Consider the following 15,030-nt stretch of genomic DNA (forward strand, 5'->3'; position numbering starts at 1 on the left):
TCCCCCTTTGTATAAGCCATATTTTATTTAGAAATGGAGTTCCGCCCCGCATAAGGGAACAATGCCTCCAGCGCTTGATCGAAATCTGCGATAATATCGTGTACATCCTCCAGCCCGACCGAAACCCGGATCAACCCGTCCGTAATCCCGAATTGAACCCGCTCCTTCTGCGGAATGGAAGCGTGGGTCATAGAGGCCGGATGCTGCACCAGCGTTTCGGGATCTCCCAGGCTGAAGGAAATCATCGCCAGCTTGAGCGAGTTGATCAGCTTCTTCCCTTCTGTCAGCCCTCCCTTGACTTCGAACGAGACGATTCCTCCCATGCCTTTCATCTGGGCAAGAGCCAGCTTATGCTGGGGATGGGATTCAAGACCCGGATAGAACACTCTTTCAATCGAAGGATGGGCCTCCAGAAATTCCGCGACTGCCTGGGCATTCCGGCAATGCCTTTCGACCCGCAGGGCCATCGTCTTCATCCCTCTGAGAATCAGAAAGGATTCCCAGGCGTTCAGATTCTGCCCCAAATCGCCCATCAGCCTTTTTCGCATAAAGGTGATCACGTCTTTGCTGCCCACAACGAATCCGGCCAGCACATCCCCATGGCCGTTGATGTATTTAGTAGCACTGTGCACCACAACATCGGCTCCCAGCTCCAAAGGCTTTTGCAGACAAGGGCTCATGAAGGTGTTGTCAACAATGACGGGAAGCTTATGCAGCTTGCAGGCTTGGGTAATTTGCTTGATATCAAGGATCGTCAGCTTCGGGTTGGAGGGTGTTTCGATATAGACAGCTTTCGTATTGGGCTTAATCGCCTGGAGCATTGCAGCAGTATCCGTACAGTCGACAAAGTCGCATTCGATACCGAAACGTGGTGCGAGGGAAGTTAGGAAGTTATATGTGCCGCCGTACACATCCTTTGTTACCAGGACATGGTCTCCATGCTTCAAAAAGCCAAGCAGGGCAATGGAGATGGCGGCCATTCCGCTGGAAACACCCAAGGCGTCTTCACCGCCTTCCAGTGCGGCGATTTTTTTCTCCAGCGTGCGGGAGGTCGGATTACCGTATCTGCCGTAATACACGCCTTCCGCTTCACCTGCCACCACGGAGGCTGCTGTTTCAGCATCAGGAAACGCATAGGCAACCGCAGGGATAACGCTTTGGGAAATGGCACCTGTCAGGGGATCGGGAGACTGGCTCTCATGAATAATCTTCGTGTCCATCTTCCATTCTGATTGCATGCGGCTCAGTCCTTTCTGGTTTCGTCAACCGTTTTTAGACGTTTCAGCGCTGTGGCCAAGCTGTTGGAGATGTGATCCTGCATCACTTTTTCCGCGCCCTCTTCATCCCGGTCAGCGATCCTTTGCAGAATCAGGCTATGCTCTTCATAGGCCTGTGAATTCCATTCGCCGTGCAGGGAGACATAACGGCAATAGCGGAGCGTGTGGTCCCGGAGCTGGCTCAATATTCTTTCAAAGGTATGCAGGCCGCTTATTTCCGATAAATAATCATGAAATTCAAAGCCGAACGGGAGAGCATCCTTATCGGAGCCTAAATGCAAGGATTGATTCGTTTTTTCAACCATCGCCGTCATGTGTTGAATATCTTGGGGGGTAGCGTTTTTGGCGGCATTTTTGGCAATATGCCCTTCCAGCATGCCGCGGACAAGAAAGATCTCTTCCAGCTCTTCCACAGTAACCGGCGCTACCTTCAGCCTTCCGTTTGGCTGGCGGACAAGAAAATCCTCATTCTCCAATCGCTGAATCGCCTCCCGCAAGGGAGTACGGCTGACGCCGAGCAGTGACGCAAGGCTTTCTTCATGCACGTTCTGGCCCGGCTTCAGTTCATTGTCAATGATCTTCTGCTTCAGTTCAAAATAGGTGTTATCCTTGGACAACCTGCGTGTCCGTAACATTGAGCTGCTCATTGGCGCTTCTCCTCTATATTGCGATTTCTTACCTCCAAGCACTTCATTGCTCATTTGTGTAATTGTATAATTGTATACAATTATTACTAAAGTCTCACCTCTCTCTTTCCTATTTCGTTGCGGTTTGTAGATTTAGGCTTATAATACCGAGTGAAAATCATTTTGTCTATACTTTCATGTCAATTTTCGTCACATTTCGCCATATTTTTTTAGGAAAACGCTCTCTAAACTCATATCATCGCAATACATGTCATATAAAGTCACGCAAAAAAAGCAAACCGGAATGCAGAGCGCCTCATGCTCCAGCATCATGCCAAAATCAACTTGTCCAAAATGAAGACTGCGGTTCAATCTACACAGCACAAAAAGACACTAACTAAGGGCTAGTGTCTTTGGGCGATATCATCTATTCCTTTTGGGCAGCTTGTGAATGGGGAGTGATTATAAAAGTGCTTTTTTGTTATCTGGTTTAACTTAGTTCTAAATCTCTAAAAGTTCAGGGTCTGGCACGCGTGACATCGAGGTGCATCCGCGGCGCCGGCCCACCCTGTGTGTTGGCGAATCCGTTGGCGACAAAGCCAACGGATTCGTAAAACCCTATCGCGTGCGGGTTGGCGGTCACCTCTACACGCATACCGCGCCGCGCAATGTCTTCGATCAGAGCACTCGCGACACCTTGGCGCATCCAGTCCGGATCAGTGAACAGATCCTCGAGTTCGAGAAAGTCGCCGATAGGACGTACCGAAGCAAAGCCGACGACCCGACCGTCAACAACAGCGACACGAGTGAACGGCATCATCGCGTCGTCCCACAGGAGCCACTCAGGATGAATGGCGATCAGTTCCCGGACGTCCTCGTTTGTCAGCGCTGCACGGCGAAAGACGTCGCGCAGCGTGTCGACGTCGTCGACGACTGCGTTTCTAATGACTAGGTTAGACGAATATGAAGTTTTTTTCATTCAGAGCTGCGTCTCCTTTTTACGAAAAACCCATGATCGATATCCTTTTGATTTAAAAACTTCAATAAATCGTTATTCAACTGCACAATTTCATTGTTTGCGCTACTCGCATAATCCGGCAACATCATATCCTTAACCATTTTAGTCCGTAGCCATATCATAAAGAAAAAATCCAAAATCAAATTAGGGAATTTAAGCACAATTTTAAGTGCAGACGGATTAATAGCAATGCCAGCTTTTTGGATTGCCTTTAAATACGTTTTTAAAGTGATTGTTATTTTATGTGCCGTTTTTCTGGTTTTAGCTGTTTTTTCATCAATGATCTTATCTTCAGAATGCAAAACACTAATCATAGCAATGTCAGATACTGAATGTGTGATTAGATAAGCTTTCATATCCTGATTAATTGCGTAGGGAAGTTTTGCTGTTTTAAATAATTTTGCGAGGTTTTCTGTACGTTCTGTCACTAAACCACTAATTTCTCCAAACATAGTAGCCACTAGAACCTTTGGTGGAAACCGGGCATACAAAATTCCATCTTTAATCTGTCCGCCGGCACCGGGGAAAGCTGGTAAAAGTCTATCTCCAACAATATCCAGCCACGAAGAAAATCCACTTGAATTGCTAATCATCGTAACAATATTTTTGCTTTGATTGTCTTTTAATGCTAACAACGCTGATTCGGATCGATCGTAACGAACTGTAACGAAAATAAAATCATAGATATCATCATTTTCAAGCGTATCAATGACATTTACTTTTATAGATTTAACCGCACCTTTTTCATTATATTGTAAGCCATTTTCTTTCAATGTTGTAAATCTATTAGAACGTGCAAACAGAGTGACGTCAATCCCTGCTTCAATGAATTTGATTGCGTATGCGCTGCCTATAACACCTGCACCAAAAATTAACACTCTATTTTGTTTTGCTGACATAAAACCACCCCTATTTTCAACATTTCTTTTTATCATCAGACAACATGTTGTATAATGTGATCATAGATCTTTATTATTCCTTGATCAACCATCAGTTTTTTATTATTTGTCGGATGATATTCTTGTTCGAATAGGAGTATAAAATGAAAAAGCAGCCCGAAATCACGGAAAAAACAAGACAAAATTTTATAGATGTTTTTTGTGAGTTATACAGCCAAAAGCCGATCGAAAAAATTTCCATTCAAGAGATTGCGAATAAGGCTGGATATAACCGCAGCACATTTTATCAATACTTTACTGATATTTACGAATTGTTAGACTTTGTTGAAAATGATTTATTGAGCTACATAAAAGAAGAATTGGCGAATAAAGAGCTGTCTACCTACACTGTTCAGAATGCACTTCATTGTTTGGAAAACAGAGAATATCTCACGGTTCTTAATGCCCTCTTGGGAGATCATGGGAGCATTCGTTTTTTAGAACGCCTGAAAAGAGAAATCACCCTTGGCAGATTGGATTTAAACTTTCCGCAAAACCATTCCATAACGCCATACTTGATTGAGTTCCACATCTCAACATCACTTTCTTTATTTCGTCTTTGGCTCCAGCGGCAAAAGGATTTATCGCCAGAAGAATTTTTCGAGTTAGTGGACAACCTGTATACAAAGGGCGTTACGCCCTATTCTAAATAATAAATCTACCATTCAAACCCAATCATGGTGTAGTACTACAAGTAGAAACGGGTAACATCCTTATTAGGACGGTACCCGTTTCAGCGAGCTCCTGGGAGCTTTTCTTCAAAAAACTTGCTGCTAATTGTGGTATGGTTCAGCGTAACATTTGTACGGTGAAAAAACTCTAGAAATACTTAAACAAGAGAAGAAGTGAATGTCACTTCCAACCTTTTATAAATTCATCAATTTCCCTTTTAAATTCATTTGGGTTATCAAGATCATTATAGTATTGAGATTCATTCTTTTCTAGATTCCGAAAATTATGCATCAAGAACTTGTATTGGTTTTCTTCTGCAACCTTAATTCCCAGAGAAAACCAATGTTTTGATTTATCCATATCCCCTTTTTCTTTAAGATATTTGCTATAATAATAAATTGCCTCAACATAATGGTATTGTATATGCTTTAAATCCTTTATTGCCATCTCGAAAAGTAATGTTGCCTTTTCAAAATCTTCCTCAATAAATGCCAACATCAAATTTCTTAATCCCTTGGTGTAGGGATTAGTTACTACTAGCTTGCTTATTGATTTTTTGTCTATTTTTCCCATTTTAGCTAAAATATAGTTAGACTGCATGATTTCAATGTACTGCTTCTTATACAAGCCTGATATATATTCTTTAAGTTTGTTATATAAATCCCCTTCACAATCACCTAAGTTGTATAGTATATCCATATTAAAATAATCTATTTTCTGATCGAACAGTTGATATGAGTTATATTCACCTAATATATATAAAATATATGAAAATCTCATGCGACCAAAATAATACTTGTTTTGGAGATAGTACATTAAGATATCTTTACCATTCTTAAAACTATAAATAGTACATGCAGCTTTAAGAATATATCGTCCAATATCCGTTGTATTATCAATTTTGTTTATTTCGTTTAACGGCAAAAGGTTAGATATATTATAATACGACCTTTCAAACTCGCCTTCATAATAATGTAATTCCAATAAAGTAGCTTCAAGTGCAAGAACCCCATTTTTCAGATCGCTGAAATGATCCTTTAATTCATCAAATTTTGTATAAAGCATATTTTGTTGTTCAATCATACTGCATAATTGAGAAAGAGAAACCAAATACTGTAATTTATCCTTTTTACTTCCATCAAATTTCTCAATATAAGCTAATGATTTCATAAAGTTATTGAAATTTTTATCAAATATCCGTAATGCATCAAGTTCATTCTTTCTGTGAATAGACCATAAGATATCCTCAAAAAAATAAGTAAATTCAATAGCTGTTTGATAATATCTCATTTTCTCTTCTTCGCTTCTCTTACTAAGTTGATGATCTGCGAATCTACCTATAATTGATTGTAATTTAAGAAACCCGCCACTGATTTCTATTAAGGATTTATTTTCAAGACTAGTGATTTCTTTGTCTGTTATTCTGACGTTCCCAAATTTACCTCCGCCGTTATTTCCACTATTATTAAAGAAAGTTTTTATATTTTGCATATGGATACCATCTGGAAATAATGATAGTAGTTCAAATAATAACCTTTCACTATAGTTCAACTTATTATAAGAATAGTAAATTGATTGGAAAAGAGATTTTGATCTCTCTATGTTTTGATCTTTTTGATCCATAAAAATATCTTTATAGTTCTGTCCAATTATATTAAAAAAATCTTCCTCCAAGTCGTTTTTCAATAGTGACATATTTTTGAATTTAGGTAAGTTTTTTGCTACCAATTTAATAGCAAGTGGATTATTGTTTAGTAATTTATCTAGTATATCTTCTTTAAGTGTTCTGATTTCTTCTTTATTTATATATCCACTGTAGTATTTACTGAACAGTATTAATGCCTCTTCATTAGTTAATGCACGAAGTTGATGTTTATTCTCAAAATCAAATCCAAGCCATTCTCTGGAAGTTACCACGATTTTGGAGTATTCACATATAAAGGTTACAAGATCCTTTATGATATCTTTATCTTCCAAATAAAGAAGTGGTTCGAAATTATCTAAGATGATTAACTTGTCTTGATAATTTTGATTTTCAAAAAGATGCTTTTTAAGTTCAATTGTGCTCTCCATCCCAAAACACTCAGCAATTTTATATTCGAAATTCTGATAATCCGTAAGAAACTCACAATCAATAAAATGAACGCCGTCGCTAAAAAAGCCTCTTTTGAATAATTCTATAGATGCAATCTTGATGGTGGCTGTTTTCCCTATTCCGCCAGATCCTTTAATAGTAATTATTCTATTATTAGTGTCTAATATTTTTCGTACGATATCTTCTAAATCAATTTCTCTGCCTACAAAGTTAATAAGTTTTTTTTCTTCAATTGCATCCGATAACTTACTATTACTGTTTTCAAAATATATATTTATTTTTGGCTTTCCCTTTGGTATTGAAGATAAATGAAACTGCTCTTTGTTATAAACTTTTGACGAAACCAATTGATTGATGCTTTCTTTCTTAAATAATTTGAATAAAACAGCACTCATATCACTGTCCGCAATTAAAGCAATAGGGAGTGTCACTTCCTCATTTGTATCTATATCTAAATCAATTTTTTCAGAGAAAATGAATATCCCTTTAACATTTCGAAGTGCTAAATTATACTCTAATTCAAGAAGTGATATAAACTTGCTTTTTAGATTTCTATCCTCTATTAATAGCTTTCTATTTTGTATTACACTATATATAAAGACATAATCGTAGTTGTCAAGATCTTGTAGAGAAGATTCAGATATATAATAACAGTCTATTATTAATTCGAATTTTATAAAGTTACGAAGAATTTGATGAAAATCTAACCCTGTCTCCTTATCAATTGGGGAGCTTATTAATATTGCGACTCTAGAAATTTCTGATTTACTAAAATGAGATTCGCTCAATAATTTCTCTTTTGTGCTACCTACCAACAAAGTTGATGTTTTTATTTCAACAAGAGATGTTAATAATTCTTGAAAAGATTCGTCCCAATTTTCTAATTGTATTGGCTCAACTCCATATCTACTTACATCAATATTTTCTGTGGTAAGAAGAAAATGCTTAGTACCTAGATTATTATAAACAGAATTAATAAAGTCGAACTGATATCGAACATATGGGTCATTTAAACTAAAGCCTATAAATAAGATTGTATTATCGGAAATTAAAGCCCTCAGTCTTTGAATTGCTGCTGAAGATTCTTGATAAAGGCTCTCATAATCTTGTTTAAACAGAACACATTTACTTGGTATTTCAATACTTCCATGTATCTTCATTATGTATGAATCTGGTATATTAGCTAAATAAAAATCATTATCTTGTGTAATTTTTCTGAAGTGTAGTGCTGTCTCTAGTGCTTTGTCATAATTTGTTGTAATAATTTTACTTGATATACTCCCCAACATATTATGGATAACAAGTTTTTTCTCATCAAATTCAACATCTATCTTGCTGGCCAACACTTCATAGATAGTTTTTTTCTCTTCTTTAATAAATTCTAGCAGATCAATTTCAGATAAGGATATATTGGGTAGACCGAGCTCTATTCCTTGTAGTAACCATTTATACTTTTCATAATCACTCCCTTCTTGTGATGATAATACTGTTAAGAATTCTATTATTAATTCTTTCCAATTTGGTAAACCGAGAGGTTTGGTTAGTCCAGAACCAATAAATAAAATAAGTTTATTGTTTTTAATTGCATTTATCAAATTCAAATTGATACTCATGGGCTCACCCTTTTTCATAGAAGAATAGGGAAATTTGTAAATTTCCACTTAAATACTTCTATAAATAATTCTAATTTCCTTTTAACACCTTATATTCCGCCCTACTAATGATACGGTTCAGCGTGATTGATTTTCAACTAACTTGCCCGTTAACATACCCTCGACAGTCCAGTACTTTATTTTCTCAGTCTACAACTTTTTTTCCGGTCTAACACCTTATTTTTCAGTCTAAAAAGAAGTTGGTTATGAAAATCTCTGCTGTCCTTTTTCAGTGATCTTGTAATATTTCGTTCTGCCGTCTCGGGCTTCTTCCCCCCAATAGGAAAGGATTCCCCCATCATTCTCCAGTCTCTTTAAGCTGTAGACAGTCAAAAATAACCCGCCAGATCATCTAACGGGTTGCTCCTAGGTTTCATATGGAATGATAACTTTGTATATATTCCTAAGTTCATGATGGAGCACTTGAATAGTCAATTCGTCATCCCGTCTTTATGCAAACTCAATTTTCCTCATTGAGTTCACCTTCGAACTTCTCCTCTTGATTTTGCTTAAGGGTTCTTTCCACTGGAATCTCCCCATTCTACAGGTCCAGCAGCTTGGCCGCCTAATACTACTGCGGTTGCAGCACTTATACTAGAAAATATCGCATTTGGGGTAACCTATTGGGATTGCTGTTCAATTACCCAATCTCCTCAGTTCATAACCCAGCCTTTCCCAGCCTAAACCATGTATTATCCCCTGCCCTGACTTACTCTGATGACTACACTGCCCTTCTTATGCCCTTGTTCCACATACCGGTGAGCCTCGGCCATTTGTTCTAACGGGTAGTACCGGTCGATCACCGATTTAATGGCACCCGACTCCATCAGTTCTTTGAGGAGCTGCAGATCCTGGAGGCGTACCTTGGCAATGCCCTGCCCATCTACTGTGACGTATGTTCCGTGTGGCTTCAGTGCTTTTGTGCAGCTGGATTTGGGGAGTTTGCCAACGGCATCAAAGATGATGTCATACTGCCCGCCTCTTTGAGTACAATCTTCAGCCGTGTAGTCAATTACCTGAGAGGCGCCCAGCGATCTCACCCATTCCAGGTTTGCAGTGCTGCATACCCCGTGAACTTCTGCCCCAAAGTGCCTCGCAAGCTGCAGCGCGAATGTCCCTACTGTGCCTGAAGCTCCATAGATTAGAACCTTTTGTCCCGTTTGTATGTTCGCTTTTCTCAGAAAATATAGTGCCGTGGTTCCCCCAAAAAGCGTAGAGGCAGCTTCCTCAAAGGTCGTATTGGCCGGTTTGATGCTCACCATTGCGTCTTCAGACAGACAGGCATACTCAGCGTGTGCGCCAAAGCGCATCCCCGTTAAGGCAAAAACCTGGTCGCCTGGCTTAAAGCGCGTGACCTCACTGCCTACGGCTACAACTTCACCGGCTAATTCCACACCCAGAACAGGTTTCCTGGGTTTGCTGAGACCTAAAACAAGACGCATTGGCAGCCATAGCAGGACAGGACTCTTAAACGTCCGTACTCTAATGTCCCCTGCGGTTACAGTTGACGCATGAACCTTTACCAGCAGATCTTTGCGCTTCGGGACGGGCTTTTCCATATCTATGAGGTGCAGATTTTCCGGTGAACCGTATTTTGAGCATACTATGGCTTTCATGAGTTTCCTCCCGGATGTCGATTTTCAATAAGTATAGCTTCAGCGGGGAAAGTCATGTAGATACTTAAGTATGGTTTTAGTTAAAAAGCTGCGGATTAGCAATTGCGGACTTTACAATAAACCCAGCGTACGTGCACGCGCTATCGCCTCCGTACGCCGCGAAACCTGAAGTTTGTCAAAGATATTCCGGTTATAGCCCTTAACGGTACTGAGTGCAAGAAACAACCGGTCACCAATCTCGCGGTTCGAGAGGCCTTGGGCAATCAGTTTCAGTATCTCGAGCTCCCGCCCGCTCAGATTTTCGAAAAGGGGCTGATCAGACTGGACCTGATGCCGGGAGGACCCCGTTTGGCTGGCGGGTGTTGTCTCCACTGCAAATGCAACCAGCAGCTTATTCCGATAGTCCAGCATTTCCCCAGGAAGTTCTGCCCCGCGCAGCAGCCTTTCAGCTTCCGGCCCCTCATCGACAAAGCTCCGGATACATCCGCCCGGCTCAGCAATCCTCAGAGCTTCGGCCAGTGTATGCGCCGCCCCGGATTGATCTCCACACTTATAAAGTGCAGCCGCATAGAGAATCATGCCCTTAAGCCGTTCGTCTTGGCGCCCCTTGACTGCCGCTTGCCTAAGCACCGGCTCCAGCACCGCCAATGCGGCAGCCGTGTCTCCGCGAGCCAGGTTTACCTTGGCCTGGCTAAGGGGAAGCCCGTGCTTCTCCGCGAGGATAGCGGCTGCCTCCAGATTCCCTTGATGAAGCATTACCGGCACCTGCACAGCCGCAATATGGGGAATCTGTGTCCAGTAATGACGCCGGCGGGCGAAATGGTCCGCTTGCTCCAGAATAGCAGCCGCTTCGCTCACCTCTCCCTGCGCAAGCTTCAGCCTTGCGAGCAATACTTTTCCTGCAACTTCCCGGTCACTGTCTTCAAATTGCCCGGCAAGCAGGATACTCTGTTGACCATGCAGCATAGCCGTGTCCCATTCGTTCCATTCATAATAGATCCGCGCTAATCCCAGGTGCGCTTCGCAAGCGACCGGCAGCGGCGGATCACCTGCCCATTCCAGCACCCGCAGATAGCTCCCGGCCGCAGCCGGTAACTGGTTCCCGGCTTCCTGTATATTCCCCTGGCCAAGAGTCGCCATAATCGTGATCATGACATGTCCGATCCTCTTGCTGACCGACAAGGCATCGTTATAGGCTGCTCCGGCTAAGCCGCGCTCTCTTTGGAGCTGATAAGCATACCCCAGCGTCCATGCAGCGGCTGCTCGGACCGGCAGATTGTCAGGGTGCAAATATTCCAGGGCGCGGCGCGACTCAGCAACAATGAGATCGGCCTGGTGTTTGCTGACGGCGAGCGTAGCACGAATAGAAGCAATGTGTCCTATAAGATCACGGGTTTTCACGTCCTGTACGGCACCGTGCAGTGCTTGTTCGGCAGCTTGCAGCTTCTGTTCAACACCGGATAGCCGCCCCGTCATCAGGAGTGCGGAGGCATACATCACCCACAAAGAAGGAATTGCATCCAGTTCTTCCCCCGGCATGGCTTGCAGCCAGTTCAATACAGGAGTTACTGCTCCGCGAAAAAGCAGTGGCATCCCCTCACCTTCTATCAACCGTGCGGCGCGTTTGATATCTCCGGCAGCGGCTGCATGATGAAACGCTTCAAGCTCAAAACCATTGTCCTCATACCACTTACTGGCCCGTATGTGTAATTCAGAAACGGTCCTTTCCGCCTCCCCTTTTAATGGGCAAATGCCTTGAGACAGCCGCTCCCGCAGCGAATCCGCAAAGAGATGGTGATAGCGGTACCAGCGTCTTTCGTTGTCCAACGGGATGAGGAACAAATTCGCATGTTCAAGATATTCCAAGGTCCGTTGTCCGGATGAATGAGGGGATCCTTCGGAGTCTTCACCAAGAACAGCATCACACAGCGGGCCGCACATCCTGTCCAGGACCGATGTGAACTGCAAAAAAGCCTGAATGTTTGTGGACTGCTGCTGCAGCACTTCTTCGATCAGATAATCCAGGACAAACTTATGACTGCCGGTGAACGATTGGATGAAGCCGGTGGTGACATTGCGCCCCTGCATGGAGAGAGCAGCCAATTGCAGGCCGGCAACCCAGCCTTCTGTGCGGGATTCAAGGAGCATGACATCTTCAGCGGAAAGCGCCAGTCCCATCACCCTGCCCAGAAATTCAGCAGCTTCGGAGGCGTTGAACCGCAGGTCTGAAGCGCGAAGTTCAGTCAATTGATGCCGCACCCGGAGCCTTGGCAAAGGCAGCACCGGATCTTCGCGTGTGGCGATGACGAGATGCATCTGCGGCGGCAGGTGCTCTAACAAAAAAATAACAGCCTGGTTAACCGGTTCGGCAGAAATCACATGGTAATCGTCAAGGACAAGTATGGAGGGTTCAGACTCAGAGCTAATTTCATTCAGCAGTGCCGTTAGCAGCGATTCGATTGGCGGTGGCTGGGGAGATTGAAGCAATGCATACACTCCCTCTCCGAGGTTCACTCCGATTGACCTGCAAGCGGCGAACAGATACGTGAGAAAACGTGCGGGATCATTATCTCCCGCATCCAGCGACAGCCATGCGGCTCTGCGTCCGCAGACGGAGAGCCATTCACTGGCGAGTGTTGTTTTACCATAACCCGCAGCGGCCGAGAGGATGGTCAGCTTGCCTTGCAAGCCCTCGTTAAGCCGCTCCAGCAGACGCGGGCGGACAACGGCTTTTGACCTGGCCGGGGGGATATACAGTTTTGCATCTACAATGGTTATTGTCATAGCTAGATTATAATAATTGCCTTCCTGCAGCGTCAACAAAACAGCATTCATTTAAGGCGTTATTCCTGCATATTCTGCATCAGCGGATAATTGAAGGCCGTTCCCTTCAAATTTATTTAATCTTGAATTGCTCAAGCAAGCTCTGCAGTTCCTGAACCATTGAACTTAATGATTTAGCGGAGAATGAAACCTCCTCCATGGAAGCCTGCTGTTGTTCACTGGCTGCAGCAACATTTTGGGTGGCATCTGACGCTTCTCCAGAAATGCGGGCAAGCTGCTCCATAGTAGCGCTTATTTGCTGGGAGCCGGCAGACATTTGCTCGGAGACTGCAGATACCTCCTGAATTTGGTTAACAATTTGTTGAATTTCCAGTACAATTCCGTTGAATGCTTCTCCTGCGTGTTCCACGAGCACAGTGCTGGAATTAACCGCTTTCGTCCCGATTTCAACCGATTGTACCGCAGCTTGCGTCTCCCCTTGCATTTCTTCAATAATCTCTCGAACCTTCCCAGCAGAATCTTTGGTTTGTTCGGATAGCTTACGAATTTCCGCAGCAACTACAGCAAATCCCTTGCCATGCTCGCCAGCGCGCGCTGCTTCAATCCCGGCATTCAAGGACAGCAGATTGGTTTGTGTACTTATCCCGCTTATCACATTGATTATATTGCCTATATCTATAGAACGCTCTCTGAGCTGCTCCATATGCCAAGCCGTGACCGAGACAGAACGATTGGCTTCGTTCATATCATGGACTGCCTGCTGAATGATCTCATTCCCCTGCTCCGCCTGCTGTGAGGTGTTTTGTGAAGCGTCATGCAAAACGGACGAAGACTCAGAAATCCGTTGGATGCCCATTGCCAGTTCCTCAAGCGACCTGGCACTTTCTTGTGTCCCCGCAAGCTGCGTCTCGGCACCGGCAGCCACTGCTTGAATGGTATGGGCAATATCCTCAGCCACTATACTTGTCTGGTCTGCACTAGCCGTCAGCTCTTCCGCTGTAGAGGCAACATGCAAGGAATGTTCGGTGACTTTAGCCATCATTTTATTCAGAAGATTGCTTGTATAATTTAAATTTTCTGCCATCTTACCAAATTCATCTTTCGTTTTCACCTCAATGGAATAGGTGAAATCCCCTTGAGCTAAGTGCTCGGCCATAGAATTTACACGATTCGTATGAGCGGTCAGGTTACGAGTGTAGAGTAGAATAACCACCACAATCAGGACCATGCCAATAATTAGAAAGATTAGAGTTTGCAGAAGCAATGAATTCACTTTTTCTTTAAGCTCTTGATCCGGCAAAGCTAGAGCGACAATCCATTCTGTCTGCTCCAGCTTTGTGAAATAGACATGAACGAGTCCTTCTGAAGAAGTATAGGTTGCACCGCCCTTTCCATCTTGCAAAATCGTTTTCGCTAAAGTGGATACGACTGGGTCCTGCTCCTCCTGAAGTTTTACCTTCATGATTTTATCCGTCTCAGGTCCGGCTAAATAAGTACCGTCTTTATCAAGCATAAACGCCCATCCACTGTCACCTACATGTGTCTCTGTGATGATATTTTGCACAGTATCCAAATTTATGTCTCCGGTTGCTACTGCAACGAACCGTTCTTGGTCATCATACACAGGAACTGACGCCGTAACCATGGTTGACTTCGTTTTTTCATCATAGAAAGGGGCAGTATATTGTATTTCTTTTTGGTTGGTTGCAATTTTATACCATGCTTGTGCTGGATAATTGTAGCTGGGGTCACTATAGTCATGTGTAAGGGTTATTTGATTCTGATCGCGAAAGGCATAGGAAGAAACAAACTTTGTATCAGCTTTATATAAATTAGGCTCAAAATAAATGCCTACACCGAAGGTATCTTTGTTGATTTCCAGCGAGTTCTTGAGAGTTACATCATAATCCATCAGGCTCAGCTTGCTGTAATGACCTTGAATGGATTTTGCTATCGTTTCCGGCACTCTACCGTGAGAGGTTATCCGATTCTGAATGCTTTGACTGGTATTTGCCAGTTGCTCCTCCATGCTGTTCTCCGTCTGATCAAGCAATAAACTATGGGATTTAAAGATTACTGCAGAAGATACTCCAATAACAATTACAAGTAAAAGCGGCATAATGAGAAGTAGTGTTTTTGCTTTAATGCTTCTTAGTTGCATCTAATATGGCCCCATTTCCTGATGATAGTTAACTAACCTATGTATTACATCGACATTGTTCGACATATTTTTAGAGGTATTTTTTAACATTCCCTTCAACCTTCCCATTCTGCTTACGACTAAAGTTATGAGTGTTCCCGGTTGATACATAAAAAAAACGGAGCAGCTCAGAAAGCTCCCCCGGCAATGAT

10 protein-coding genes are annotated in these 15,030 nt (G+C 42.9%); 1 reads left to right on the forward strand and 9 read right to left on the reverse strand.

Annotated features, from left to right (window positions below; translation table 11 throughout):
* Positions 1 to 23 precede the first annotated feature (23 nt).
* The 4 genes from BLQ82_RS13060 to BLQ82_RS13075 form a co-directional block, all read right to left on the reverse strand.
* Positions 24 to 1,238: a trans-sulfuration enzyme family protein gene (locus BLQ82_RS13060; RefSeq protein ID WP_062520283.1), complete on the reverse strand. Its 1,215-nt coding sequence runs from the start codon at positions 1,236 to 1,238 to the stop codon at positions 24 to 26.
* A gap of 5 nt (positions 1,239 to 1,243) precedes the next feature.
* On the reverse strand, positions 1,244 to 1,924 hold the full coding sequence (locus tag BLQ82_RS13065; protein WP_062520285.1) for a GntR family transcriptional regulator: 681 nt from the start codon (positions 1,922 to 1,924) through the stop codon (positions 1,244 to 1,246).
* 496 nt (positions 1,925 to 2,420) lie between these two features.
* On the reverse strand, positions 2,421 to 2,882 hold the full coding sequence (locus BLQ82_RS13070) for a GNAT family N-acetyltransferase (protein ID WP_062520287.1): 462 nt from the start codon (positions 2,880 to 2,882) through the stop codon (positions 2,421 to 2,423).
* Complete coding sequence (locus BLQ82_RS13075; protein WP_062520289.1) at positions 2,879 to 3,820, reverse strand: ketopantoate reductase family protein; 942 nt, start codon at positions 3,818 to 3,820, stop codon at positions 2,879 to 2,881. The genes BLQ82_RS13070 and BLQ82_RS13075 overlap by 4 nt, the downstream gene beginning before the upstream one ends.
* A gap of 143 nt (positions 3,821 to 3,963) precedes the next feature.
* On the opposite strand from BLQ82_RS13075, the gene BLQ82_RS13080 reads away from it, so the two are divergent.
* Positions 3,964 to 4,512 carry a TetR/AcrR family transcriptional regulator gene (locus BLQ82_RS13080; protein WP_062520291.1) on the forward strand — a complete coding sequence of 183 codons (549 nt, stop codon included), beginning with the start codon at positions 3,964 to 3,966 and terminating at the stop codon, positions 4,510 to 4,512.
* A 199-nt stretch (positions 4,513 to 4,711) separates the two neighbouring features.
* Here the strand turns inward: BLQ82_RS13080 and BLQ82_RS13085 are convergent, their stop codons facing one another.
* The 5 genes from BLQ82_RS13085 to BLQ82_RS13110 form a co-directional block, all read right to left on the reverse strand.
* A complete protein-coding gene (locus BLQ82_RS13085; protein ID WP_163704430.1) occupies positions 4,712 to 8,239 on the reverse strand; it encodes an SIR2 family protein in 3,528 nt (1,175 codons plus the stop codon).
* Between the two features lie 243 nt (positions 8,240 to 8,482).
* Positions 8,483 to 8,611: a PadR family transcriptional regulator gene (locus BLQ82_RS32975; protein WP_082722599.1), complete on the reverse strand. Its 129-nt coding sequence runs from the start codon at positions 8,609 to 8,611 to the stop codon at positions 8,483 to 8,485.
* Positions 8,612 to 8,970: 359 nt separating this feature from the next.
* Positions 8,971 to 9,894: an NAD(P)-dependent alcohol dehydrogenase gene (locus BLQ82_RS13100; protein ID WP_062522008.1), complete on the reverse strand. Its 924-nt coding sequence runs from the start codon at positions 9,892 to 9,894 to the stop codon at positions 8,971 to 8,973.
* 111 nt (positions 9,895 to 10,005) lie between these two features.
* Positions 10,006 to 12,729 carry a winged helix-turn-helix domain-containing protein gene (locus BLQ82_RS13105; protein ID WP_482814530.1) on the reverse strand — a complete coding sequence of 908 codons (2,724 nt, stop codon included), beginning with the start codon at positions 12,727 to 12,729 and terminating at the stop codon, positions 10,006 to 10,008.
* A gap of 61 nt (positions 12,730 to 12,790) precedes the next feature.
* On the reverse strand, positions 12,791 to 14,839 hold the full coding sequence (locus BLQ82_RS13110; RefSeq protein WP_062522006.1) for a methyl-accepting chemotaxis protein: 2,049 nt from the start codon (positions 14,837 to 14,839) through the stop codon (positions 12,791 to 12,793).
* Positions 14,840 to 15,030: the final 191 nt, after the last annotated feature.

The organism is Paenibacillus jilunlii, assembly GCF_900102965.1.
Taxonomy (GTDB): Bacteria; Bacillota; Bacilli; order Paenibacillales; family Paenibacillaceae; genus Paenibacillus_AQ; species Paenibacillus_AQ jilunlii.

What these genes read in the sequence shown, in the direction of transcription:
- BLQ82_RS13065 (WP_062520285.1), bottom strand. Translation starts at nt 1,924, where the DNA reads ATGAGCAGCTCAATGTTACGGACACGCAGGTTGTCCAAGGATAACACC.
- BLQ82_RS13110 (WP_062522006.1), bottom strand. Translation starts at nt 14,839, where the DNA reads ATGCAACTAAGAAGCATTAAAGCAAAAACACTACTTCTCATTATGCCG.
- BLQ82_RS13070 (WP_062520287.1), bottom strand. Translation starts at nt 2,882, where the DNA reads ATGAAAAAAACTTCATATTCGTCTAACCTAGTCATTAGAAACGCAGTC.
- BLQ82_RS13060 (WP_062520283.1), bottom strand. Translation starts at nt 1,238, where the DNA reads ATGCAATCAGAATGGAAGATGGACACGAAGATTATTCATGAGAGCCAG.
- BLQ82_RS13100 (WP_062522008.1), bottom strand. Translation starts at nt 9,894, where the DNA reads ATGAAAGCCATAGTATGCTCAAAATACGGTTCACCGGAAAATCTGCAC.
- BLQ82_RS13080 (WP_062520291.1), top strand. Translation starts at nt 3,964, where the DNA reads ATGAAAAAGCAGCCCGAAATCACGGAAAAAACAAGACAAAATTTTATA.
- BLQ82_RS13105 (WP_482814530.1), bottom strand. Translation starts at nt 12,729, where the DNA reads ATGAATGCTGTTTTGTTGACGCTGCAGGAAGGCAATTATTATAATCTA.
- BLQ82_RS13085 (WP_163704430.1), bottom strand. Translation starts at nt 8,239, where the DNA reads ATGAGTATCAATTTGAATTTGATAAATGCAATTAAAAACAATAAACTT.
- BLQ82_RS13075 (WP_062520289.1), bottom strand. Translation starts at nt 3,820, where the DNA reads ATGTCAGCAAAACAAAATAGAGTGTTAATTTTTGGTGCAGGTGTTATA.